This window comes from Photorhabdus aballayi, from assembly GCF_026153155.1.
Taxonomy (GTDB): domain Bacteria; phylum Pseudomonadota; class Gammaproteobacteria; order Enterobacterales; family Enterobacteriaceae; genus Photorhabdus; species Photorhabdus luminescens.
Genome location: NZ_JAPFCD010000018.1, coordinates 14,562 through 37,394 on the forward strand (window position 1 = coordinate 14,562; position 22,833 = coordinate 37,394).

24 protein-coding genes are annotated in these 22,833 nt (G+C 42.7%); 10 read left to right on the forward strand and 14 right to left on the reverse strand.

Translation table 11 applies throughout. From position 1 onward, the window contains the following. Nucleotides 1-49 precede the first annotated feature (49 nt). The 3 genes from speG to purM all read right to left on the reverse strand — a co-directional run bounded on the left by speG (nucleotide 50) and on the right by purM (nucleotide 2,396). The gene (speG, locus tag OO184_RS11450) at nucleotides 50-619 is read right to left on the reverse strand and encodes a spermidine N1-acetyltransferase (RefSeq protein WP_088371496.1); all 570 of its coding nucleotides are present in this window, start codon (nucleotides 617-619) and stop codon (nucleotides 50-52) included. Nucleotides 620-720: 101 nt separating this feature from the next. Next, complete coding sequence (gene purN, locus OO184_RS11455) at nucleotides 721-1,359, reverse strand: phosphoribosylglycinamide formyltransferase (RefSeq protein WP_265379300.1); 639 nt, start codon at nucleotides 1,357-1,359, stop codon at nucleotides 721-723. Then, nucleotides 1,356-2,396, reverse strand: coding sequence for a phosphoribosylformylglycinamidine cyclo-ligase (gene purM / locus OO184_RS11460; RefSeq protein WP_265379301.1), 1,041 nt, complete (start codon nucleotides 2,394-2,396; stop codon nucleotides 1,356-1,358). Before purM ends, purN begins: the two co-directional genes overlap by 4 nt. 227 nt (nucleotides 2,397-2,623) lie before the next feature. Here purM and upp point away from each other — a divergent pair, with 227 nt between their 5' ends. Together upp and uraA are read left to right on the forward strand one after the other, a co-directional pair. Then, the gene (upp, locus tag OO184_RS11465; protein WP_265379302.1) at nucleotides 2,624-3,250 is read left to right on the forward strand and encodes a uracil phosphoribosyltransferase; all 627 of its coding nucleotides are present in this window, start codon (nucleotides 2,624-2,626) and stop codon (nucleotides 3,248-3,250) included. A gap of 68 nt (nucleotides 3,251-3,318) precedes the next feature. Next, complete coding sequence (gene uraA, locus OO184_RS11470) at nucleotides 3,319-4,611, forward strand: uracil permease (protein ID WP_265379303.1); 1,293 nt, start codon at nucleotides 3,319-3,321, stop codon at nucleotides 4,609-4,611. 272 nt (nucleotides 4,612-4,883) lie between these two features. Here the strand turns inward: uraA and OO184_RS11475 are convergent, their stop codons facing one another. The 7 genes from OO184_RS11475 to OO184_RS11505 all read right to left on the reverse strand — a co-directional run bounded on the left by OO184_RS11475 (nucleotide 4,884) and on the right by OO184_RS11505 (nucleotide 9,067). Continuing rightward, a complete protein-coding gene (locus OO184_RS11475; RefSeq protein ID WP_132343420.1) occupies nucleotides 4,884-5,084 on the reverse strand; it encodes an AbrB/MazE/SpoVT family DNA-binding domain-containing protein in 201 nt (66 codons plus the stop codon). Between the two features lie 41 nt (nucleotides 5,085-5,125). Then, the gene (locus OO184_RS11480) at nucleotides 5,126-5,296 is read right to left on the reverse strand and encodes a hypothetical protein (RefSeq protein ID WP_155416447.1); all 171 of its coding nucleotides are present in this window, start codon (nucleotides 5,294-5,296) and stop codon (nucleotides 5,126-5,128) included. After that, complete coding sequence (locus tag OO184_RS11485) at nucleotides 5,277-5,507, reverse strand: hypothetical protein (RefSeq protein WP_049581199.1); 231 nt, start codon at nucleotides 5,505-5,507, stop codon at nucleotides 5,277-5,279. The genes OO184_RS11480 and OO184_RS11485 overlap by 20 nt, the downstream gene beginning before the upstream one ends. Before the next feature lie 233 nt (nucleotides 5,508-5,740). Beyond that, nucleotides 5,741-7,048 (reverse strand): 6-phospho-beta-glucosidase, encoded by a 1,308-nt coding sequence (locus OO184_RS11490; RefSeq protein ID WP_265379304.1) that lies wholly within the window; start codon nucleotides 7,046-7,048, stop codon nucleotides 5,741-5,743. Then, nucleotides 7,045-7,386 carry a PTS lactose/cellobiose transporter subunit IIA gene (locus OO184_RS11495; protein WP_265379305.1) on the reverse strand — a complete coding sequence of 114 codons (342 nt, stop codon included), beginning with the start codon at nucleotides 7,384-7,386 and terminating at the stop codon, nucleotides 7,045-7,047. Before OO184_RS11495 ends, OO184_RS11490 begins: the two co-directional genes overlap by 4 nt. Before the next feature lie 18 nt (nucleotides 7,387-7,404). Next, a complete protein-coding gene (locus tag OO184_RS11500; RefSeq protein ID WP_265379306.1) occupies nucleotides 7,405-8,733 on the reverse strand; it encodes a PTS sugar transporter subunit IIC in 1,329 nt (442 codons plus the stop codon). Between the two features lie 28 nt (nucleotides 8,734-8,761). Then, nucleotides 8,762-9,067 carry a PTS sugar transporter subunit IIB gene (locus OO184_RS11505; RefSeq protein WP_265379307.1) on the reverse strand — a complete coding sequence of 102 codons (306 nt, stop codon included), beginning with the start codon at nucleotides 9,065-9,067 and terminating at the stop codon, nucleotides 8,762-8,764. Between the two features lie 380 nt (nucleotides 9,068-9,447). Here OO184_RS11505 and OO184_RS11510 point away from each other — a divergent pair, with 380 nt between their 5' ends. Both OO184_RS11510 and hda read left to right on the forward strand, forming a co-directional pair. Continuing rightward, a complete protein-coding gene (locus tag OO184_RS11510) occupies nucleotides 9,448-10,080 on the forward strand; it encodes a hypothetical protein (protein WP_265379308.1) in 633 nt (210 codons plus the stop codon). Nucleotides 10,081-10,372: 292 nt separating this feature from the next. Next, complete coding sequence (hda, locus tag OO184_RS11515) at nucleotides 10,373-11,080, forward strand: DnaA inactivator Hda (RefSeq protein WP_265379309.1); 708 nt, start codon at nucleotides 10,373-10,375, stop codon at nucleotides 11,078-11,080. 38 nt (nucleotides 11,081-11,118) lie between these two features. Here the strand turns inward: hda and arsC are convergent, their stop codons facing one another. Both arsC and bepA read right to left on the reverse strand, forming a co-directional pair. Continuing rightward, complete coding sequence (gene arsC / locus OO184_RS11520; protein ID WP_265379310.1) at nucleotides 11,119-11,475, reverse strand: arsenate reductase (glutaredoxin); 357 nt, start codon at nucleotides 11,473-11,475, stop codon at nucleotides 11,119-11,121. Nucleotides 11,476-11,484: 9 nt separating this feature from the next. Beyond that, entirely contained in the window at nucleotides 11,485-12,948 is a 1,464-nt protein-coding gene (gene bepA / locus OO184_RS11525) for a beta-barrel assembly-enhancing protease (protein WP_265379311.1), read from the reverse strand. A 136-nt stretch (nucleotides 12,949-13,084) separates the two neighbouring features. Here bepA and OO184_RS11530 point away from each other — a divergent pair, with 136 nt between their 5' ends. After that, nucleotides 13,085-14,164, forward strand: coding sequence for an AI-2E family transporter (locus OO184_RS11530; RefSeq protein WP_265379312.1), 1,080 nt, complete (start codon nucleotides 13,085-13,087; stop codon nucleotides 14,162-14,164). 127 nt (nucleotides 14,165-14,291) lie between these two features. Here the strand turns inward: OO184_RS11530 and bcp are convergent, their stop codons facing one another. Continuing rightward, on the reverse strand, nucleotides 14,292-14,762 hold the full coding sequence (gene bcp, locus OO184_RS11535) for a thioredoxin-dependent thiol peroxidase (RefSeq protein WP_265379313.1): 471 nt from the start codon (nucleotides 14,760-14,762) through the stop codon (nucleotides 14,292-14,294). 26 nt (nucleotides 14,763-14,788) lie between these two features. Next, nucleotides 14,789-15,334 (reverse strand): glycine cleavage system transcriptional repressor, encoded by a 546-nt coding sequence (locus OO184_RS11540; RefSeq protein WP_265379314.1) that lies wholly within the window; start codon nucleotides 15,332-15,334, stop codon nucleotides 14,789-14,791. 258 nt (nucleotides 15,335-15,592) lie between these two features. Between OO184_RS11540 and dapA the strand changes: the two genes are divergently transcribed. From dapA to OO184_RS11565, 5 genes are all read left to right on the forward strand, one after another. After that, entirely contained in the window at nucleotides 15,593-16,492 is a 900-nt protein-coding gene (dapA, locus tag OO184_RS11545; protein WP_265379315.1) for a 4-hydroxy-tetrahydrodipicolinate synthase, read from the forward strand. A 16-nt stretch (nucleotides 16,493-16,508) separates the two neighbouring features. Beyond that, on the forward strand, nucleotides 16,509-17,558 hold the full coding sequence (bamC, locus tag OO184_RS11550; RefSeq protein ID WP_265379316.1) for an outer membrane protein assembly factor BamC: 1,050 nt from the start codon (nucleotides 16,509-16,511) through the stop codon (nucleotides 17,556-17,558). A 421-nt stretch (nucleotides 17,559-17,979) separates the two neighbouring features. Next, nucleotides 17,980-18,693 carry a phosphoribosylaminoimidazolesuccinocarboxamide synthase gene (gene purC / locus OO184_RS11555; protein WP_265379317.1) on the forward strand — a complete coding sequence of 238 codons (714 nt, stop codon included), beginning with the start codon at nucleotides 17,980-17,982 and terminating at the stop codon, nucleotides 18,691-18,693. 610 nt (nucleotides 18,694-19,303) lie between these two features. Next, a complete protein-coding gene (locus OO184_RS11560) occupies nucleotides 19,304-21,034 on the forward strand; it encodes an ABC transporter ATP-binding protein (RefSeq protein WP_265379318.1) in 1,731 nt (576 codons plus the stop codon). Further along, the gene (locus OO184_RS11565; RefSeq protein WP_088374395.1) at nucleotides 21,031-22,683 is read left to right on the forward strand and encodes an ATP-binding cassette domain-containing protein; all 1,653 of its coding nucleotides are present in this window, start codon (nucleotides 21,031-21,033) and stop codon (nucleotides 22,681-22,683) included. Before OO184_RS11560 ends, OO184_RS11565 begins: the two co-directional genes overlap by 4 nt. The last annotated feature ends 150 nt before the right edge of the window (nucleotides 22,684-22,833 follow it).

Below are 22,833 nucleotides of genomic sequence, written 5' to 3' on the forward strand. Positions count from 1 at the left end.
TTGAGGTAAAAGTATTAAAACTTTGAATACGACGGGGTGTCGTTTGTCGCTATATTCTTGTCTGTAATTGCTGACTCATTTTTTCATCTTGCTTGGAGGCAAAATATTGATGTTGGAAAATGCACATGCGAATGGCTGTGCGGTAACTACCATTAATAAAGAATTCGTCTATTAATTCGCCTTCAGTGTAGAAACCTAGCTTATTATAGATATGAATGGCCTTGGCGTTCTCTTTATCAACAATCAGGTAGAGTTTATACAGGTTAAGTACGGAAAATGCATATTCCATTGCCAGTTTTGCTGCTTTGGTTGCATGACCTTGGCCCTGATAGGCGGGATCGATAATAATCTGAAATTCTGACCGGCGGTGGATATAGTCGATTTCGACTAATTCAACTAAACCAACTTTAGCGTCAGCACTTTCGATAATAAACCGGCGTTCGTTCTGGTCGTGAATATGTTTGCCATACAGATCGCATAGTTCAACGAAAGCTTCGTAAGGTTCTTCGAACCAGTAACGCATAACACTGGCATTGTTATTTAATTGATGGACAAAAGGGAGATCTTCCCGTTCAAGGGGACGTAACCTAACAGGTGGAGTATGAGAACCACCAGACATTTGGCACCTCAGTGTTTTTAATAAAAAAGGAACATAATTAATAATAGTTCGCAGTGCCGGGTATGTTACCACAGCACTGTAATTAGCCGTTAATAAATAGATTATTCTGAGGCATAGCCTTCTGGAGGGAGAATCTTCCCATCCAGATACGCTTTGCCATTAACCATACTTAGGCGCCCTTCGACAAACCAGTTGATAACTAACGGATAGATATCGTGTTCCTGGGTCTGAACCCGTTTAACAACCTCACTTTCCTGATCATCGGCAAAAATAGGAACTTTAGCTTGCAGGATCACCGGGCCGCCATCCAATTCTTCTGTTACAAAATGGACGGAAGTGCCGTGTTCTGTATCACCATTTTCTATCGCTTTGCGGTGAGTATGCAGGCCAGGATATTTGGGTAACAGAGAAGGATGAATGTTTAACAAGCGGCCAAGATAGTGTTGTACAAAATCTGGCGTCAGGATACGCATATAACCTGCGAGGACCACCAAATCTGGCTGATACTGATCAATGGCATGCTTCAACGCTTCATCATAAGCCTGACGATCTGCATAGTTTTTCGGGCTAATGGCATGGGCGGGAATGTCCGCCTGTTTAGCGCGTAACAGACCGTAAGCATTTGCTGTATTACTAAATACCGCGCAAACCTGCCCATTGATTCTGTTATGTTGGCAGGCATCAATCACCGCCTGGAGATTGCTGCCGCTGCCAGAGATGAGGACAACGATATTTTTCATTGAATAATGACCTGTTGTTCACCTTCTTTCAGTGTCGCGATAGTGCCGATATGCCAGGCTTTCTCTCCGGCGGCAGTGAGTAATTCAATCGCTTGTTCAACGGCTGTTGGCGGTAATGCAATCACCATCCCGACACCACAGTTGAATGTCCGGTACATTTCATGACGGCTAACGTTGCCAGCCTGTTGCAGCCAGTTAAATATGGCCGGCCATTGCCAACTGGATTCGTTAATCTGCGCCTGAGTATTTTCAGGCAGAACCCGAGGAATATTTTCCCAGAAACCGCCACCAGTTAGATGAGCGATAGCGTGAACATCAACCTGTTCAATCAGGGATAAAAGGGATTTCACATAAATTTTTGTCGGGGCGAGTAGGTGATCCGCCAGTGATTTTCCTTCAAGCTCTGTTGTTTCTGGATCGGTGTTGCTGACGGCCAGGATTTTGCGTATCAGAGAATAGCCGTTTGAGTGAGGACCACTGGCGGCTAGGGCAATCAAGGCGTCACCCGCCTGAACTTTACTGCCATCGATGATTTCTGATTTTTCAACCACGCCGACGCAGAAGCCGGCAACATCATAATCTTCACCGTGGTACATCCCCGGCATTTCTGCGGTTTCACCACCAACCAGAGCACAGCCGGATAATTGACAGCCTTCTGCGATACCGGTGATAACGCTGGCAGCAGTATCAACATCCAGTTTCCCGGTTGCATAGTAATCGAGGAAAAATAGGGGTTCTGCACCTTGCACAACCAGATCATTGACGCACATTGCAACTAAGTCAATGCCGATAGTGTCATGGCGTTTGAGGTCCATTGCCAGACGTAACTTGGTACCGACACCATCGGTACCAGAAACCAGAATGGGTTCGCGGTATTTTTGTGGTAATGCGCATAAAGCGCCAAATCCGCCTAAACCGCCCATAACTTCTGGGCGACGGGTCTGTTTTACAACACCTTTAATGCGGTTGACTAAGGCATTGCCGGCGTCGATATCGACACCGGCATCTTTATAACTGAGAGAGGTTTTGTTGGTCACTCGAAGCCCCCAAGGCGGTTGCGTTTGATAAATTAAGACAGAATAGTAACAATTCTAACAGTCTAAGCAAACGTTTGCGAGACTCTTGTTTAGGATCTCAATTCTCTATAAGCAGAGCTATGTTTGATGAAAATCAACGGATTGGTAGTGGTGTTATGGTTAAAAGACGGTATAATCTCGCCGTTTTTTTGTCTGCTGGCGACATGACATACAGTTAGGAGAGGTCCATGAAGATCGTTGAGGTGAATCACCCACTTGTTAAACATAAACTCGGCCTGATGCGAGCGCATGATATCAGCACCAAACGCTTTCGTGAACTGGCCGCAGAAGTTGGAAGCCTTCTGACTTATGAAGCAACTTCTGATTTAGAAACTGAAAAAGTCACTATTGATGGCTGGTGTGGTCCGGTAGCAGTTGAGCAGATTAAAGGTAAAAAAATAACTGTCGTACCTATTCTGCGTGCAGGATTGGGTATGATGGATGGTGTATTGGAGAATGTTCCCAGTGCCAGGATTAGCGTCGTAGGGGTTTATCGTAATGAAGAAACCTTAGAACCTGTCCCTTATTTCCAGAAACTGGCCTCCAATATTGATGAACGTATGGCGCTGGTGGTTGACCCCATGTTGGCAACCGGCGGCTCTATGATTGCAACTATTGATTTACTGAAAAAAGCAGGCTGCCAGTCAATTAAAGTTCTGGTTTTAGTGGCTGCTCCTGAAGGTATTGCTGCGTTGGAAAAAGCCCATCCTGATGTGGAACTGTATACAGCTTCTATTGATGAGAGACTCAATGAACAGGGATACATTGTGCCCGGCCTGGGGGATGCAGGCGATAAAATATTTGGTACGAAATAATGAGTTAGCCGACTTTTGAGTCGGCTTTTTTTTGGTTCTAACGCAAGAATATTAAGAGGATAAAGAAAATGACCCGTCGTGCGATTGGCGTAGATGAGCGGCCTCCTTTTTTACAAACCATTCCACTCAGCTTCCAACATCTTTTTGCTATGTTTGGTGCGACGGTATTGGTGCCGATTTTATTTAAAGTCAACCCGGCGACCATTCTGCTATTTAACGGTATCGGTACATTGTTATATTTGGTGATTTGTAAGGGAAAGGTTCCGGCGTATTTGGGATCGAGTTTTGCTTTTATTTCGCCGGTTTTATTGTTGCTGCCACTGGGATATGAGTTGGCTCTGGGAGGGTTTATTCTGTGTGGTGTGCTATTTTGTCTGGTTTCACTGATTGTTAAGGTGGTAGGGCGAAGCTGGATTAATGTGATGTTTCCACCTGCGGCAATGGGGGCGATTATTGCTGTTATCGGTCTGGAGCTTGCTGGTGTTGCGGCTGATATGGCGGGTTTGCGTCCAGCGGAAGGCGCCGATGTTGATCCGACAACATTGACCATTTCTATGGTAACGCTGGCGGTAACTGTCCTTGGTTCAGTCATGTTCCGTGGATTTCTGGCTATTATTCCGATTCTTATTGGCGTTTTGGTCGGTTATGGGTTGGCGTTCCTGATGGGTGTAGTTGACTTGACATCGGTACGCGAAGCGCCTTGGTTTGCATTGCCGACTTTTTATACGCCACGTTTTGAATGGTTCGCTATGATGACGATCTTGCCTGCGGCGCTGGTTGTTATCGCTGAACATGTTGGTCATTTAGTTGTAACCGCGAATATTGTGAAGAAAGATTTGTTAAAAGAGCCGGGTTTGCATCGTTCTATGTTCGCAAATGGTTTATCAACCGTGATTTCCGGTTTCTTTGGTTCAACGCCGAATACGACTTATGGCGAGAATATTGGCGTCATGGCAATTACTAAAGTTTACAGCACTTGGGTTATTGGCGGCGCTGCGATACTGGCGATTCTGCTCTCCTGCGTCGGTAAACTGGCGGCGGCAATTCAGGCCGTGCCGGTTCCAGTTATGGGGGGTGTCTCGCTGTTGCTCTATGGGGTTATTGGCGCGTCAGGTATTCGGGTGCTGATTGATTCCAAAGTGGATTACAATAAAGCGCAAAATCTGATTCTGACTTCCGTTATTCTTATTATTGGCGTCAGTGGAGCGAAAATTAATATCGGTGTTGCCGAACTTAAAGGTATGGCGTTGGCAACGATTGTAGGTATCGGTATGAGTTTGATTTTCCGTCTGATTGCTGTTTTTCGTCCAGAAGAACGGTATATTGAATCTTCCGTTGAGTCTGTTAAGCACAGTAAATAACGGGACAATAAACTTGAACTTATACCCGTCATCTTTCAAGTTGCCTCTTTGTTGGCTGCGCTCACTCACCCCAGTCACATAGTTATCTATGCTCCCGGGGATTCGCTCCCTTGCCGTCGCAATGCATCTTGAAATCCATAGGGTATATTTCCCCGCTTTTTGAGTAGTTTTCATCATTATGAAGAGGCGGGGATGGTGATAATTATCTTATTCGTAAGGGAGATTTTGTTCGAAAGCAAGCCAGCAAATATCTCCACGTTTAGGAATGGACATTAGCCATCTAGCTCTTTGTGACTCGGTGCTGCCAGTTCGTCAGCATGAGCAGTATAAGCAGATAAGCCATTTAGTAAATCAGACTCAGTTAATCGTTTCTTGACTACTTTTTGAATAACTGCTCCTTCTTCATTGATATTAATGTTTACGATATCACCTGTTTTAAGATTGGCTATTGTTTTAAGATTTCCCAATAACATATTGTGGAGTAAAAAAGGAGCGAAAAGCTCCTCTCAAGTGTTTAGCGGACTACGTACCAGTTTCGTTTTTCATTGAGATACTGAACAGTACCCTCTCTTTCAGATTTTTTTAGGGCGCTGTAAGCCGCTCTCATGCGTTCCGCTTTTTTAGCTACTGCTTTTTCGAGTTCAAGCTTTTCTTTTTCAGCTTGTTCATGATGTATATATGACATAACCCCTCCCGTTTGGATCTAACTTGTTTTTTGCGTCAAATGAGACTTCGAAAAAACAGCCCCGGTTAAATCTGTAATTTTCAGGTAAAACGACAGAAGAATCTCCCTTTGAGATAATTTCCATTATAATCAAAGTATATTCCACGCCAAATACCTCAAAATCTGAGATATGTGCTTCCCCATATCCGAGGTTTTCTATTTTAAAAGGCATAGAGTTTCCCAAAATTTCAACGTGTTGAAACTTTATATTTCAATATTCTTCAATCAATTGATTTCATCACAGTATAATACAGACTTTCCTGTTTAAACTTAGTGTGAGAAATAATTGCGTATTGCACCGCAAAAAAAGTGACAAAATCAATTAACGATACCAGTATTAATTGGCAATAATGGGTATCTCTTTAACTTTATTCCGATCCTAATTTCAAATTAATTACTGTTTATTCATCGAAATTGTGGCAGATAATCACGGTTTATCATTAATACGTCATCCAATAGTGGTGAAGCAATATCTGCATCGGCAACCAGTGGGTTGGTAATCAGTGCTAATAGAGCTGCATTGCGATCGCCATAAACGGCTGCTTTGATCGTCAAACGTTCGTAGATTTTTATCTGTTGGGTCAAAGGATACATACTGTCAGGCAAACGGCCAAATGTCAGTGGGTGGGCGCCTTCTGCATTAATAATACAATTAGTTTCAATGACGGCATCGTCCGGCAAACCCCGAATAGCACCGTGGTTTGTGGTATTGACCACCAATTGGCTATCGAGATTGTTATGAATGGCGCAAATCAGATCCAGTGCGACCTCAGAATAGAATGCGCCACCGCGGAAACTGAGTTGTTCTGGTTTGTGATCAAGTTCTTGATCAGCATACAGTTCAAATAGTTCCTGTTCTACTTTCATGACCTGTTCTGCCCGAGTGCCTTGTTTGATTGCGGCTTCGCGCTCTTCCTGTAACATATTGCGGGTTTGATAGAAATAGCGGTGATAAGGGCAGGGGATTGCGCCTAGTGCCTTGAGTAGTGGTGGAGGCCAGGGTGCCTCTTGAATATTATTCATGGTTAAAACAGCACCATTGCATAGCATATCAAGAATTTGTTGAGTTTTATCCTGACCTGAAACCAGTACTTGATGCACCCAGACCATATGATTCAGCCCGGCAAAGCGTAACTGCACGTCCTGATAAGGGCGTTGTAACATATTAGCTATCATATGATGCATTGTGACTGGGACGTTACATAAGCCAATAATTTTTGCTTTGCTATAACGGGAAATTGCTTCGGTAACGATCCCGGCTGGATTGGTGAAGTTAATCATCCATGCGTCTGGTGCAAGTTGCTCGATTTTATGAGCGATATCTAGCAAAACAGGGATGGTACGTAGCGCTTTGGCAAATCCGCCTACGCCGGTAGTTTCCTGACCGATTAAGCCGTATTTTAGCCCCAAATGCTCGTCCGCAGCGCGAGCCGGAAGCTGGCCGACGCGTAGTTGAGTCAAAATAAAACTGGCGCCGCGAATGGCGTTATCTGGTGTGAAATGGACGCTGACAATAACGTGATCCATGTCGTGACGAGCTAACATACGGCGAGTAAGCGCGGCGATAATTTCTACTTTTTGTTTTCCACTGTCAATGTCAACTAATGCCAATTCAGATAGGGGAATACTTTTTTTGTGTTGAATAAGTCCTTCGACTAATTCGGGTGTGTAGCTGCTACCGCCGCCAATAACGGCTATTTTGATTCGTTTCATATTTTTTCCTCTTGTGATGGTATTCGGCGATAGAGTTCAATCATATCGTTGGCAAGATCTTGAATAACCATTGCGTTCATTAAGTGATCTTGAGCATGTACAGTGATGAGATTGACCGGTAATTTACCGCAGCCTTCATCCAATCCGATGAGGGTAGTTTGAATGGTGTGTGCTTCTTTGATTGCTTGTCGGGATTCAGCCATCAGTGTTTGTGCTGTTTGAAAGTCACCGTTTCTGGCATGTTGTAATGCCATTAGCGCGTGACTGCGTGCGCTTCCGGCATGAACCAGCAGTTCTACAATAGTTTTTTCTAAATCAATAGCTTGTTCTAAATCCATGTGTAAATCCTCCAAAAATTATGGTTGGGGTTGAGTTTCTACACCGGGGGATGCTGTGTTTTCTCGCTGTTTATCTTCTTCGTTGAGCAATTGTTTTTCATAAATTTTGAAGAAGGGATACCAGATAAAGAGGTCGATTATCATGAGTATGATAACTAGCACTGCCGCACGATAATCCCAAGCGGCGGAAATCATTGCGCCGAATGGCGCCGGTGCAGTCCAGGGGGAAAGGGCGATCGTTTTATGCACCAGGTCAAGATGCAGGGTGCTGTAGGACAATACTGCATTGACCAATGGCACAACCAGTAGTGGAATAAATAAGGTTGGGTTCATCACAATCGGTGAACCAAATAGCAGTGGTTCGTTAATATTGAATATGGATGGAACTACGCCCAGTTTTCCAATAGTACGCAAATGTATAGAACGGCTGCGCAGATAAAGAATCGCCAGAACCAGTGTAGAACCAGAGCCGCCAATACAGATATAAAACGACCAATAAGGGTCAGTAAAAATTTGTGTTGCAACAGTACCTTGAGCCATTAATGTCGCATTGGTAGCAATATTTGCCATAAAAATAGGGGCCATCAAACCAGTGACAATGTTGGCGCCATGAATACCAGCAAACCACAGTAGGTTAGAAATGAGTAGCGCCAGTATAATGGCAGGCAGAGTATCACCGACGGAGATGAGTGGGTGGAACATCTGCATTATGGCTGCGGGAATAAGTAGATTGAATTCACTCTGTAATAGCAAGCTGGCAGGATAAACTGTCAACAAGATACCTATGACTGGGTACAGAAGTTCAAAAGAACGGGCAATTGCTGGCGGCACTTGCGTTGGCATTCGGATGGTGATGTTATATTTTTTTAGTAGACGAGTTAGTTCAACTGACCAGATAGCGCAAATTAATGCGGTAAATACACCGGTGCCGCCGAGGAAATCGAGAGCTATTTTGTTTTCTATCTGTGGTGCTGCTGCTAGCAAAAACGCCACCAGTGACAGTAAAGCAGAAGTTAGCCCATCCAGACCGTAAGATTTAGCTAAACTATAGGCGGTACCGACCGCAACAAAGACACTCATTAAGCCCATAGTCATAAAGTAAGGCATGGTGATGGTGCCCCAGTGCGTTTTGGCAAAGGACAACCAAGTTTGGCCGAATGAGGATGTAGTCTGTAAATCGAAGGGTGGGTTTGCCACAATTAACATCATGCTGCCGATGATCAAAAATGGCATGGCCGAGATAAAGCCGTCACGCATTGCAATAATATGCCGTTGGTTACCGATTCGCCCGGCAATCGGGATAATATAGCGTTCTAAGATACAAGTAAAAGAGGTATAGAGACTCATGAGGGACTCCAAGTGGTGGTGAAATGGCTTATTCCAACAGGTTTAATGCCTTATCGAGAACCTTATCACCACGAAGGGTGCCATAATCCATCATGTCAATAACGTCTATTGGTTTGCCGAGTGGTTTGGCGATAGCGGAAAAATGAGATAATTGATACTTCACTTGTGGGCCGAGTAGAACAACGTCAACGTCGGTTATCAGGTGTTCTAATTCAACTATGGGGGCTGCTTTGATCTCAATGTCCAATGCCCGTTTTATCACTTCTGCTTGCATGCGTTGTACCAATATGCTGGTGGACATACCGGCTGCACAACACAATAGGATTTTTTTCATTGCTCAGTCTCCAGTTTGTTATATCGTTTCTTATGGGATAAGTGGTTAATGAGAGCTTTCACTTTATTAAGACTAGCAACTTATGTTAAATATGTTGCGATTTTGTTCGCATATTAATCAAGAATAGTTTAAGGAATAGGGATAGAATGTGATCTTCGTTTGGATTGTACAGAGTGTGAAAATGTCAAGTTATGTAGGACGTTGCAGCGAGATTTTTCACTTATGGAATGAGGGTGAGTGCTTGTTTATAAGTCGGTTAAACGTTGATCATTTACCATTTTGCTAATACAGTGGGCATTGGTAACCAGTGATGAGGCAGCGCCGAAGTAAAGATTTTCGGTTTTTTATCAGAAGTACTCCGACAACTGCTGGAGGAGACAATGAGTGATTATAGAGTAAAAGAAAAGATGCCAGTATTGATCCCTGAAGCGCATTTCAATATCAAACTTAATATGACAGAGAAAAATGTAGAACACACGCAGGCTTTCATTGAACGTGGAGTGAAAGACTTTTCTTTGCCTGGATTTGTTACCCCACACGGTTATCGCTTACTGACATCTGTTTCTGGCAATCAATATAGATTAGTGACTAATGCAGATATGCCTGAGACGGTTTACGCTGTGAAGTTGGAATTTATGGAGTATGTTGTTCCATCAAAAAAAACATGCACACAGATACTTGTGTGGCGTACAGTCCTTCCTCAACATGACGGAGCAGTGAGAGGTTTGCCACAAGAGTTTTTTAGATTTTTTCTAGAAAGATACTCCATTATTGTATCTGATAGTGAGCAAACGCTAGATGGACGTAGGTTTTGGGAGCGTATGATTGCTTGGGCTATCAGCATTAATGGCTATCATGTGTATGTTTCTGATGGCACCAAAGAGGAGCGTCCACTGAACCTGATTACTTCATGGGATGACTTCTGTGTAACTTGGGCTAATTATTGCTGGGGCCATGACAGGGATTATCACTATCATCGTCTCTTTGTTATCAGTAAAGAGCTATTGCATTGATTTATTTAAGAAAAAATAAAAATCACTATCTGATGGCTTTTTCTTAAATAATATACCTCTTAAATAACATTGGATTAAAAACTTAAATTTTTCCTATTATTCACATGCGGAATATTTTATAGGTGTTTGCGGTCCGTTCTGTGTTATGACAAAACATTATGCGCTTCTAGAGCTGGAATGGATTTAACTTATTGAATCCTAAAAATAGTTTTTTTATTATTTACCTATACAGTTCATTTACAACTATTTTCTGTGATAAACTTGTTGGCGTTTATTACCAGCTCTGTTTGAGGTGCTTCTGAACACACCATCGCAGCTTTCGTTACCTTTGTATCTTCCCGATGATGAAACTTTTGCCAGTTTCTTTCCGGGGGAAAATGCCACCCTGTTAGCTGCAATCAAATTGGCCATTAATCAGCCGCATGGCAGCTATATTTATTTCTGGTCCCGTGACAGTGGAGGCCGAAGTCATTTGTTGCATGCCGCCTGTGCTGAGTTGTCCCTGAAAGATGAAGCTGTGGGCTATGTTCCGCTGGATAAACGCGCCTATTTTGTCCCTGAGGTGCTTGATGGCATGGAACATTTATCACTGGTTTGTATTGATAATATTGAGAGTATTGCTGGTGATGAAGAGTGGGAAATGGCAGTTTTCAATCTTTATAACCGCATTCTGGAGATTGGTCGCACTTGTTTGCTGATTAGCGGCGATCGCCCGCCTCGCCAGATTAATCTTAAGTTGCCTGATTTGGCTTCTCGTCTGGATTGGGGGCAAATTTATAAATTACAACCGCTTTCCGATGATGAGAAATTACAAGCTTTGCAATTACGAGCTAAGTTACGCGGCTTTGAATTGCCAGAAGATGTAGGGCGCTTTTTGTTGAAAAGATTGGACAGAGAAATGCGAACCCTGTTTATGGCATTGAATCAGTTAGATCACGCTTCGATAGTTGCTCAGCGTAAGCTGACGATTCCATTTGTGAAGGATATTTTGCACCTTTAAAGATGATGGTGGTGTCACCATCATCATATCTATTCTTATCAATCAAGAATTTCTGTTACTTTTTCCGGTGGGCGCCCAAGTCTAGCTTTATCACCGCAAACGACGATTGGGCGTTCAATCAATTTAGGATTGGCGATCATCGCTTTCAATAAATCATGCTGAGTGAGTTTTTCATCAGCCAGATTCAACTCCTTGTATAGATCTTCTTTCGTTCTCATCAATTGGCGTGCATCATGGAAACCAAGTTGTTCTAGCAGAACGGATAATTGCTCTACAGTGAGAGGAGTCTCCAGATAGAGAATAATTTGTGGTTTAATTCCCCGTTCTTCAATAAGAGCCAGAGTTTCACGGCTTTTGGAGCAGCGGGGATTATGATAAATCGTCACCTGTTGCATGAGAATTCCTTAACGTTTGTATTGACTGTAACGCTGTTGTAGCTGGCGTAATTGATCGATACGAGCATCATAACGTGCTTGATCGTAACTGCCTAATTTTACGAGTGCGCTGGCGCTACTGAGGTATTTGATCGCATTGTCAAATTGACCGCGAAGCGCCATTTCTTCAGCATGCGCTGATAATTCTTCATGGCGTCTGCCTTGTTTGGCGGCGGCTTCGGCTATCAGGCGCCAACCGTTTGGATCATCTGGGTTATTGAATGTATAGCGGTGGAGTAGTTTTAAAGCTTGTTGATATTGCTTTGCGTGAATAAGCGCATTAGCGAGATTAATTTGTAATACCAAATTGTCCTTTTGTTTTTGTAAGGCGTTTTGCAACCGGGTGATAGCCTGAGCAATTCGGTTTTGTTCGATGTCGATATCAGTCATTGTGTCAATAAACCAGACATTATCTGGTTGTTTTGCTAACAGTGGTTCCAGAATAGCCCGTGCCTCAGTGTATTTTTTATCTTGAGCAAGCAAGATTGCCCGGCCATAAGCGGCGGCAAGTTGCTCTTTAGCTGTGCCGCTGCGGTAATTTTCTAAAATTTGTTCAAGATAGCTGCGTTGCTCGGTGGTGTACATGCCCATAACACGGACTCTGGCGAACAGAAAATCTTGAGATTGTGGAATGTTCTGGGCCGGGTATTGATTAGCACGGTTACGCGCATCCGCAAGGCGGCTGTCAGGTAGCGGGTGGGTGAGTAACATTTCTGGCGGCTTAGAACTGTAACGGGTTTGATCTACCATGATCTGCATAAAAGCTGGCATACCTTGAGGATCAAAGCCAGCCTTACGTAGTGTCTGCATGCCGATACGATCAGCTTCCTGTTCATTGGATTGAGTGAAACTGATCATGCCTTGTTGTACACCGGCAATAGTCCCACTGAGGGCTGCCATCCCTGCTTGTGGGTTAGCCATTAGCAAAAGGATAGAACCTAGCGTTCCTGCCCAGGCTAGCGGTGCTGTACGTTGCTGATCTTCCATCATTCGTGCCAGGTGGCGTTGAGTGACGTGAGAAATTTCGTGAGCTATTACGGAGGCAAGCTCGCTTTCATTACGGCTATAACGAAAAAGTGCAGCATGGAGTACCACATTACCGCCAAAGAAAGCATAAGCGTTGATATTCGGGTTATCAATCAGATAGAAATGGAAAGGCGTTTTAACTGAGTCCGCATGAGCCACTAGCCTTTGTCCAATGGCATTAATATATTGTGTTAACAATGGGTCATAAATCAGCGGAGCGTTGTCACGCATCTGGCGAGCGTAGAAATCGCCCATTGCCAGTTCCTGATTGATGCTCAGGATTGAGCCGGCCGTGGTACCGATATCTGGCAATGAATCTTCAATAGAGGCGCTGAGAACAGGAGGACTTGTTAGCAATAGTGTACTGATTAATATTGCTGTCAGAGATTGATTAGACATTATTTTCATAAAACAAAAGTGCTCTCATTTGGCCATCGTCTTAGATAATGCGTGTATGATAAACAAGGGTACCTTAAAATTAATCAATTAGTACAATTTTTAAGAAAAATAGAAATATGAATATTGCTATCAAGGAGCCTGGTTAATGCTGGATATGATTATACAGTGGTATCGCCGTCGGTTTACTGATCCGCAAGTTATTGCGTTATTTGTCATCCTTTTGGCAGGGTTTGGCATTATTTATTTCTTACATGGCATTTTGGCGCCTTTGCTGGTAGCGATTGTTCTTGCCTACTTGCTGGAATGGCCAACAGCTAAACTTGAAAGGTTGGGATGTTCGCGCACAGTGGCTGTTTGTATTGTGCTGATTATTTTTTCCGGTATCAGTTTGTTGGTCATCCTGATTGTAGCGCCAACTGCATGGCAGCAGGGGATTAATCTGTTGTCAGATATACCCAATATGCTTAATCGGTTTAATGAATATGCCCAGACATTACCGGCACGTTATCCGGTTTTGGTTGATGCTGGCATCATTGATATGATGGCCGAAAACCTGCGTAGTAAGATTTCAACTGCCGGGGAATCTGTGGTGAAGTTTTCGGTGGCTTCATTGATTGGTTTATTAACGCTGGCTATTTATCTGATTCTTGTGCCGCTGATGGCCTTTTTCTTGCTAAAAGATAAAACCCAGATGTTGCAAGCATTGCAACGGGTCCTGCCGCGTAATCGCATTTTGGCTGGGCAAGTATGGCGCGAGGTGAATCAACAAATTACTAACTATATTCGGGGTAAAGTCACCGAGATGGCGATCGTCGGTATTTGTACCTACGCGGTGTTTGCATTTCTTGGATTGGATTATTCATTACTGCTTTCTGTTTTGGTCGGGTTGTCAGTGTTAATTCCCTATGTAGGGGCGCTGATTGTCACGATTCCTGTTGTATTGGTTGCGCTATTTCAATGGGGAGTCGGGACAGATTTCTGGACCTTGATTATTGCTTATCTAGTCGTTCAGGGGTTGGATGGTAACTTGCTGGTGCCGATTTTATTCTCCGAAGCTGTAAACTTGCACCCTCTGGTAATCATTCTTTCTGTGATTACTTTTGGTGGTTTGTGGGGATTCTGGGGCATATTTTTTGCTATTCCGTTGGCGACGCTAATTAAAGCGGTGATCCATGCATGGCCGGAAGAGATAGTGATAACAGAACACGATGAAATAAAAGAGTAAATTTATTTTTAATGATACTGGTACCCGTCAGTAGAGGAAGCACGGGATGGGAATATCCCTCCCGTACTTGCCTTTATGCATCTTGAGCTGTTAAATGAGCGTGATTAAATTTTAAATCATTTTCTATTTAAGGGTGTTGTTTCAGATAATCCACCACGATTTGGTGGTGATCACTGGTCTTAAATTTATCAAAAACGTGCTCAATATTGCCGTTGGTATCGATCAGGAAACTGATGCGGTGGATACCATCATAGGTTTTGCCCATAAACTGTTTCTTGCCCCAGACACCAAACTGTTCAGCAACTTGATGATCCTCATCGGACAACAATGTGAAGTTCAGCATTTCTTTCTCCACAAAGCGTGACAATTTACTTGGGGTATCTGTGCTAATGCCTAGCACTTCAACACCTGATTCCTTTAATGTATCCATTTCATCGCGCAGACCACAGGCTTGGACAGTGCAACCAGGAGTCATTGCTTTAGGGTAAAAATAGACTAAAACACGCTGGCCTTCGAAATCAGATAAATCGATTGTTTCTCCATCTTGGTCAGGAAGGCTGAACTGAGGGGCCTTATCACCGGCTTTCAATGGGTTCATCCCGTATTCTCCGTTTAATCTTTCAACTAAAGTGGTTCAAGAATACTAATACTGCCTTGTGCATTTAGATCTGTACATAACTTATTAAACGCCTGCTTAATAATTATGCCGTCATCCTCTAATAGACTATGGGCGGTAATCTGGATCTGCAACCGAGCGGGGGTATCGCCTTCTGGCGGCTGTGTTTTTGATACCAGTTCAGCAATATTAAAATCCTGTGTGGTAAACAGATTGGTAAACTGCTCGACAATACCGGGTGAATCATCAACATCAACCTTAACGGAAACCGTGGAAGGAAATGTTGTATGGGTATCGCACTTTGTGCGTTTCATGACGATAAGAAGATCGAGTTCAGCTCCTTTCTGCGGTAGTGAGGATTCAATCATTGTGATAGCGTTCCAGCTACCGGAAAGCAGCATAATGAAGGTGAATTCCTCACCAAACATGGCTAAGCGGCTGTCTTCAATGTTACAACCACACTCACTCACAAGACGAGTAATGGTGTTGACGATACCAGGACGGTCAGCGCCTAAAGCGGTTATAACGAGAAAATGTTGTTCTGATTGTGGCAAAGTCACTTTTCCTTCTCTGCTATGGTTTCGTTAAGGTAAACATAAAAAGGCTATACTGCCAAGGCCAATTGCGTCAAAGTTGCGCTATTGTACTCCCATTCCCAGCCATTGAATTTCAACAAATTACTTTGGTTATCACTTCTTTTTAATAGAGGTTATCTGGTATTAACAAAATTCATTGAAATTCCGCGTTAAATAGTTTCCTTCTGGATGACTAAAAAGTACCATGAAGCTCTTGTTTGTATAGGGGGTTATGTAATGTCTAGCGGGAGATTTGAATTTACAGGCAGCATTGTTGCGCTGGTAACACCAATGGATGCGAACGGTCAGGTTGATAAGGCCAGTTTGAAAAAATTAATCGATTACCATGTTGCTAGTGGGACATCAGCGATAGTCTCGGTAGGGACAACCGGAGAATCTGCCACATTGAGTCATGATGAGCACGGTGATGTTGTTTTGACAACCGTAGAATTGGCTGATGGGCGTATTCCGGTTATTGCCGGAACAGGTGCAAATGCGACTGCTGAGGCAATATCCCTAACGAAACGTTTTGAAAACAGTGGCGTTGTTGGTTGCCTAACGGTAACGCCTTATTATAATAAGCCGTCGCAAGAGGGTTTATATCAGCATTTTAAAACAATTGCTGAAAATACGGATTTACCACAAATTCTGTATAATGTGCCTTCTCGTACCGGGTGTGATCTGCTGCCGTCAACTGTAGCGCGTTTGGCGAAGATTAAAAATATTGTCGCAATTAAAGAAGCTACAGGGAACTTAAATCGTGTTAGTCAAATCCAAGAATTGGTTAATGATGATAGTTTCATCTTATTGAGTGGTGACGATGCAAGTGGATTGGATTTTATTCAGCTTGGCGGCAAAGGGGTTATTTCTGTTACTGCAAACATTGCAGCGCCTGAGGTGGCTAAGTTTTGTGAATTGGCATTAAACGGCCAGTTTGCAGAGGCACGTAAGGTAAATAATCTCCTGATGGATTTACATCGTCAGCTATTTGTTGAACCTAACCCGATTCCAGTTAAATGGGGATGTTACAAATTGGGTTTGATTGCTGGTGACACCGTGCGTCTGCCGATGACGCCATTGACAGATGCAGGAAAAGTCTCAGTTGAAAAAGCCTTGAAAACGGCCGGATTACTGTAAAATTTAGGGAATTTTAATGGCAATATTGTTGCAAAAATCGAAGGTGATAAAGGTTGCTGGTATGTCACTTGTCGTGTTACTGGCAGCCTGTTCTGGCGACCAAAGTTATAAACGCCAAGTCAATGATGATGACACATATCTTGAAACACCTCCCCTGAAGGCGTTGAAAGTTCCTGCGGGTATGGTATTGCCATTGCAGAATGGTGAATATGATATTCCAGCAATAGCCTCTAAAGGGCAGGTTGGGAAAGCGCTTGATATTCGCCCGCCATCTCAGGCACTGGCCCTGTTGAGTGGTTCCCGTACTGAAAACAGTGTAAAGAGCAGTAAATTGCTACTTGAAAGCACTCCTGAGAATAGTCATCTGTGGTCACAGATTAACAATGTTCTGTTGAAAAAAGGTTACCCAATTAGCCAACGCGATGATGCTAGCCAGACATTGACAACTGATTGGATCGATTGGCCGCGTGCAGATGAAAATGTTCCATATCAGACTCGTCATCGTATTAGTGTCGCACGCCAGAGCTATCAGATTGAATTATCCGTTACTAATGAAGGGCTGAGACAAGGTGATCGACAGGTCACTGATTCTATTGAAATCCAGCGTTATAACTCACTGATGCTCAATGAATTAATTGAAGGTGTGAACCAGCAGCGCGAACGCATTAGCGATGATGCTGTGGCGAGTAATCTAGGTCCATTGGATGTACAGAGTGGCGGTGATACGTCTGGATTACCTCAGATGATTGTTCGTGCGCCATATAATATTGTTTGGGATAGATTACCGGCCGCACTGGAAAAAGTAGGCATGAAAGTGGGCAGCCGCAGCCGTTCAACCGGGGCTATTACTGTGACTTATAAAAGTCTCAGTTCATCTAGCTGGAAATCAATGGGTGTTAGTGAACCATCCATTAGTGAAGGTGATTACAAATTACAGGTTGGTGATTTGAATAACCGGAGCAGCTTACAGTTTATTAGTGATAAAGGTAAACCGTTGACCCAATCACAAAATGACGAATTAGTTGCAGCGTTGAAAGCCGCTTTCAGCCAGACCGCAGGATTATAAGCTTAATGGGTGAAAGCCCCTCAGATTATTGGTAAAGCGCTGGCTGTTTAGTTAGCGCTTTGATTTAATTGGAAGCTCATACGGAAAATGAGCTTGAGGCTATGTTAAGAATATCCCCTCTACGTAATTTCTTCCTGAAACGATATCTAAAGCGTTCACGATATTTTGGGTTTTTAACGATCCAGAAATATAGAATCGATTTTACCGAATGGCCTTTGAAGATAAGTTTTTCGAAGGTCATCAGCTTGTCTTGAAACTGAGAGGGAAGGGAGGCAGTTTTTTAGCATGAGATTTGGCTGTTTTTTAGACTAATCAGATAACTATAGAAAAAATCAGCCCTTTGGACAGGATTTTATCGACAATCTGTTTTATTATTTATCTATGGTATTTATACAGTGGTAATATCTCTGGAGTATATAAGATGCAAAAAAAAGCTGAGTTGTATCGTGGAAAGGCAAAAACGGTGTACACCACGGATGATCCTGATTTGCTAGTGCTGGAGTTCCGTAATGATACATCAGCGTTGGATGGCGAGCGTATTGAACAGTTTGATCGTAAAGGGATGGTGAACAATAAATTTAACCATTTCATTATGAGCAAATTGGCAGAAGCAGGGATTCCGACGCAAATGGAGCGTCTGTTATCGGACACTGAGGTATTAGTTAAAAAGCTGGATATGGTGCCGGTTGAATGTGTTATTCGCAATCGGGCTGCGGGTTCATTAGTCAGACGCCTTGGTGTTGAGGAAGGTTTGGTATTGAATCCACCTCTGTTCGATCTGTTTCTGAAAAATGATGCTAAGCACGATCCAATGGTGAATGAATCTTATTGTGAAACTTTTGGCTGGGTTAGCAAAGAACATCTGGCTGAAATGAGAAGATTAAGCTACAAGGCCAATGAAGTATTGAGCAAATTGTTTGATGACGCGGGTTTGATTTTGGTTGACTTCAAACTGGAATTTGGTTTGTTCAAAGGTCAGATAGTTCTAGGGGATGAATTCTCTCCTGATGGCAGCCGTTTGTGGGACAAAGAAACGTTGGACAAAATGGATAAAGATCGTTTCCGCCAAAGCCTTGGTGGACTGATTGAAGCGTATGAAGAGGTAGCGCGCCGTATTGGTGTTATTTTGGACTAATTACGCAAACGATTACCTAGGGCCGCAAGGCCCTTTTTATTGGCCCAAGTGATTCTGGTTGTGATCTTTTCATTGGCTTTTTATGACCAAATATTATCCGACAATGAAGTAGTTAATATGAATTAATCCAATTATAGAATAGACTACCTCTTTGTAAGAGGTGATTTGCTTAAGTTTAGAACAATTTAAGGCATGTTAATATTGAATAGGAATTCATTTATATAATCGCTATATATTTAAAAAATCATTATAATTCATTGGAATTATTGTTATTTTTTACTCCATCTATGATTTGTTGTTTGGAATAAATTATTTATTATTCATATTGGCGAGATATTTTACAATTAGTATATTAAATAACCTAATAAAGGTATTGACATTGTAGAATAAGGTATCAATTTTATTTTTCGGCTATTTTCTTGTGATAGTGTTTATAAACATTTCAATCAGATCGTGATAAATGCGAATATTTTGCGATAATTGCATTTTGCTAAATGTGAACCAGATCTTACTGTTGTGATCGATCTGTTATTAATAACCTTGATGTTGGCTGCATACACTGATGTTGCAAATAACATCGTTAATTTTGATGAGGTGCCATAACCTAAAGATGAAAAGCGTGATGTCAGAGAATTTAACTGTATGGCGGGTATTGTTACAAAGCGCCATACCATTTAAGGGGACTGTTCTATGTGCGTTTTTGGCCTTAACCGTTACATTATCGTGTGATCTAAGCGGTCCTTATATTATCAGGAACTATGTTGATAAGGCGACATCAGGGACGACTGTTGATCAACTTATCATGTTGGCAATCATTTATGTTTTTATTGCGTCGATTGGTGTTATCGGTAATTTGGTAACCAGTTACATGAGCACCAAAGCCGGTTGGGGTATTGCTGATACTATTAGATATAAGCTTTTTCGCCATGTGATGACAGTGTTGCCTGTATTGGAAATAGAACGACGATCACAGGGAGAGTTGCTGGAAAATATCGAAGGTAACGCAGATATTATAGGAAAAACGATTTCTAAAGCAGGCTTCAAAGCCATTGCTAATTTAGCGCTGACATTAGGGACATTGATAATTATATTCAGCGTTATGCCTCAGGCAGGTATTGCCATAACTGTCGTCGTCATACTAGTAGCATATGTGTTGACTCAATTAACCAGACTTTCTGTCCGTCGCTGGCTAATTGCGCGAAATGAAAAAGCCCGAATCTTTGGTTTTGTCGGTGATTCATTACATGCAATGGATGATTTACAACCATTGTCGCAGGCGCATTGGCCTGCCATTGCATTTCGTAAAATGTTGTCAATATTGCTCAAATTTGAACGTAGCGCTTATATTGGCGGCAGGGCTTTTTGGCCAATTACTCAGCTCTTTTTTGCACTCTGTTTCGGTATTGGGTTTGGCTTTGGGCTTCAGTTACTTGGTGAGAACAGTTTAAGTATTGGTACATTAACGATGGTTTATCTCTATGTTGATAAACTTCGGGAACCGGTGGAGGATATGTCATCAGAAATAGAGTTGATACAGAAATTGTTTGCTGCTTTGTCACTTTCAGCAAAAATGTTAAATGAAGGTACTCCTGATAAATCATCGGATAATTTATTGCCTGATGGTCCTCTCTCGATCCATTTCGATAATGTTGATTTCAGTTATAACGGAGAAGAAGCGCAAGTTTTGCATGGCGTTAATTTTTACGTCGCTCCGGGGAGTAAAATTGGCATTATTGGTAGAACGGGGGCGGGAAAAAGTACCATTCTTAATTTGATGTGTGGATTTGCGCGACCTGATTCAGGAAGAGTGACAATTGGTAATGTCGATGTCTCAACGATTAAACCTGAGGAGTTTGCAAAAAAGATTGCTGTCTTGAGCCAGCGTTCTCATCTGTTTTCCGCAACATTGCGGGAAAATTTAACGCTTTTCAGTAGTGAAATATCTGACGACCAAATTTGGGCGGTTCTGCAAGAATTAGATGCGCTTGAATGGGTTGGGGCATTACCTGATGGTCTTGATACACAGGTTGGTACTAATGGTCTGATGCTATCAGCAGGAGAAATTCAAATGATAGCGGGCGCCAGAGTGATGCTACAGCATTGCTCGTTAGTGATTATTGATGAAGGAACTTCTCAACTTGATCCCCGAACGGAAGAGAGTTGGCTGAAATTGCTTGAAAAGTTAAGCCACAATTGCACTGTCGTGATGGTTGCACATCGCCTTCACACGCTTTCGGTCGTTGATGAAATTATCATTATCGATGATGGGCGGATTCAACAACGAATCCCTGAAACAGAAATCGCAATGTTAACGAGTAATCATGATGGGCTCATGGTATGACTATATCCAATGTATCAACTAAACTGAAAATGTTACCGGCTTTGACTGAACTGATAAAAAAGTTTGCTCCTCTCTATTTCATTACCATGTTTGTGTGGACACTGATGCATGGTTTTCCTCTGTTGATTGGTTACCAAATCAGCAAATTACTTGATAGAGCGATGAATGAGCCGACTAACCCTGTCGTCTGGTGGTTGCTTGCTTCGGCGATTGCAACTATGGTTTTGCGATCGCTATTTCTATTCTTGGGATTAACTTTTGATTTTACGTTGATCTTCAAGGTTAGTGCTTATCTGAAAGAGCGGGTTTTGTGGGGAGTGAGCCATTGTTCCCACAATCAGAGACAGGCTTTTTCTCAAGGCGATATTCTGAACCGTATTCGTGATGATAGTGATGAAATTGCGGAATTTCTGAGTTGGACCTCTGATTTTATTTATCGTGCATTACTTTTAATTATCGCATTAGTTGTGCTTATCAACACTGACATAATAACCACACTTGCTCTTATGCCTATGATTGTGGGCCTGTGGGTCGGGGCGATACTTAAACGCAAGGTAGGGAATTTACAGAAGAGTAAACGTCAATCGCAAGGGGATATTGCCGGCAAGATTACTGATGTCTTAACGGGAATACGCGATCTGCGCCTTGGCAACAAAATGGAGGGGCAGATTGAGCGGTTATCGCAGAAATTTGTCAATCGACGGGCTATTCAAGCCAAACATCAGGTATTTACTGACCTTCTTTCTGGGCTGTTCAAAAATATTGTCATACTTGGGACGTCGGCTGTTTTATTGATAGTGAGTAAACGAATTGTCGATGGCAGTTTTACTGTAGGTAATTTGGCACTGTTTTTGACCTATATTGGCTGGATCAGTGAACAGATACTTTTCTTTGGTCGATCGGTTGCCTATTACAAAAATGCGGATGTGTGTTATGGACGAATCAGACAGTTTCTGGCAAATAAAGTAGATAAAAAAGAAACCAAAGAATATGGGCAAGATGAAATTCTGCATAAGCTGAGCGTTAGTCATCTGACATATTCAAAAAACCAGCCCCCTGTTTCATTTGAGGCAACGGCTAATCAGGTTATTGGCATTGTTGGTGATATTGGTTCGGGGAAGACCGCCTTTTTGCGTTACCTGATTGGTCTGGAAAAATCCAGTTCCGGCAGTGTGCTTTGGAATAACAAAGAGGTTCTGGGAAATGAAAACTGGTGGCGGAATCCACGTATCGGATATGCCAGGCAGAAGGCGGGGTTTTTTGGTGGAACCGTAAGACAAAACCTGGCGTTGGGTGATAAGGATATCGATGATGATGTCATGGTGCGGGCGCTGGAGGCAGTCGGTTTGACGCCCGGATCATATGAATTGCCAGAAGGGCTTGATACTGTCATTAATTCTGGCAGTGCTGGTCAATTATCTGGCGGCCAGCGTCAACGTTTGGCATTGGCCCGGATGTTATGTCGTCCCGCTGACGTTTATATTGTTGATAACTGTGATTCGTCATTAGATACGGATACGGCCCGTAGTTTATGGACTGTTTTACCTGAGCGCTGGCCGGGTTTGTGGATTGTTGTTTCGCATAATGCCGATCTTCTCGCTAAAGCGGATCATATTGTTACCGTTCAACAGCGGAGAGAGTTAACATAATCCATTGGATATCCACTCCTGGCTAAGTCGGTAGGAGTGGATGTCAATAATGAAATGGTATATATTTTTTCCATATCTGGTGAAAGGGGATTATGAGTAAGTAAACTATTTATAGTATGAAACTTGAATCAGATATGCATGATTACTTCG

What these genes read in the sequence shown, in the direction of transcription:
- upp (WP_265379302.1), top strand. Translation starts at nt 2,624, where the DNA reads ATGAAGATCGTTGAGGTGAATCACCCACTTGTTAAACATAAACTCGGC.
- OO184_RS11510 (WP_265379308.1), top strand. Translation starts at nt 9,448, where the DNA reads ATGAGTGATTATAGAGTAAAAGAAAAGATGCCAGTATTGATCCCTGAA.
- uraA (WP_265379303.1), top strand. Translation starts at nt 3,319, where the DNA reads ATGACCCGTCGTGCGATTGGCGTAGATGAGCGGCCTCCTTTTTTACAA.
- bcp (WP_265379313.1), bottom strand. Translation starts at nt 14,762, where the DNA reads ATGAACCCATTGAAAGCCGGTGATAAGGCCCCTCAGTTCAGCCTTCCT.
- purN (WP_265379300.1), bottom strand. Translation starts at nt 1,359, where the DNA reads ATGAAAAATATCGTTGTCCTCATCTCTGGCAGCGGCAGCAATCTCCAG.
- bamC (WP_265379316.1), top strand. Translation starts at nt 16,509, where the DNA reads ATGGCAATATTGTTGCAAAAATCGAAGGTGATAAAGGTTGCTGGTATG.
- dapA (WP_265379315.1), top strand. Translation starts at nt 15,593, where the DNA reads ATGTCTAGCGGGAGATTTGAATTTACAGGCAGCATTGTTGCGCTGGTA.
- arsC (WP_265379310.1), bottom strand. Translation starts at nt 11,475, where the DNA reads ATGCAACAGGTGACGATTTATCATAATCCCCGCTGCTCCAAAAGCCGT.
- OO184_RS11490 (WP_265379304.1), bottom strand. Translation starts at nt 7,048, where the DNA reads ATGAAACGAATCAAAATAGCCGTTATTGGCGGCGGTAGCAGCTACACA.
- OO184_RS11505 (WP_265379307.1), bottom strand. Translation starts at nt 9,067, where the DNA reads ATGAAAAAAATCCTATTGTGTTGTGCAGCCGGTATGTCCACCAGCATA.
- OO184_RS11485 (WP_049581199.1), bottom strand. Translation starts at nt 5,507, where the DNA reads ATGCCTTTTAAAATAGAAAACCTCGGATATGGGGAAGCACATATCTCA.
- bepA (WP_265379311.1), bottom strand. Translation starts at nt 12,948, where the DNA reads ATGAAAATAATGTCTAATCAATCTCTGACAGCAATATTAATCAGTACA.
- OO184_RS11500 (WP_265379306.1), bottom strand. Translation starts at nt 8,733, where the DNA reads ATGAGTCTCTATACCTCTTTTACTTGTATCTTAGAACGCTATATTATC.
- OO184_RS11530 (WP_265379312.1), top strand. Translation starts at nt 13,085, where the DNA reads ATGCTGGATATGATTATACAGTGGTATCGCCGTCGGTTTACTGATCCG.
- OO184_RS11480 (WP_155416447.1), bottom strand. Translation starts at nt 5,296, where the DNA reads ATGTCATATATACATCATGAACAAGCTGAAAAAGAAAAGCTTGAACTC.
- speG (WP_088371496.1), bottom strand. Translation starts at nt 619, where the DNA reads ATGTCTGGTGGTTCTCATACTCCACCTGTTAGGTTACGTCCCCTTGAA.
- OO184_RS11475 (WP_132343420.1), bottom strand. Translation starts at nt 5,084, where the DNA reads ATGTTATTGGGAAATCTTAAAACAATAGCCAATCTTAAAACAGGTGAT.
- purC (WP_265379317.1), top strand. Translation starts at nt 17,980, where the DNA reads ATGCAAAAAAAAGCTGAGTTGTATCGTGGAAAGGCAAAAACGGTGTAC.
- OO184_RS11495 (WP_265379305.1), bottom strand. Translation starts at nt 7,386, where the DNA reads ATGGATTTAGAACAAGCTATTGATTTAGAAAAAACTATTGTAGAACTG.
- OO184_RS11565 (WP_088374395.1), top strand. Translation starts at nt 21,031, where the DNA reads ATGACTATATCCAATGTATCAACTAAACTGAAAATGTTACCGGCTTTG.
- OO184_RS11560 (WP_265379318.1), top strand. Translation starts at nt 19,304, where the DNA reads ATGAAAAGCGTGATGTCAGAGAATTTAACTGTATGGCGGGTATTGTTA.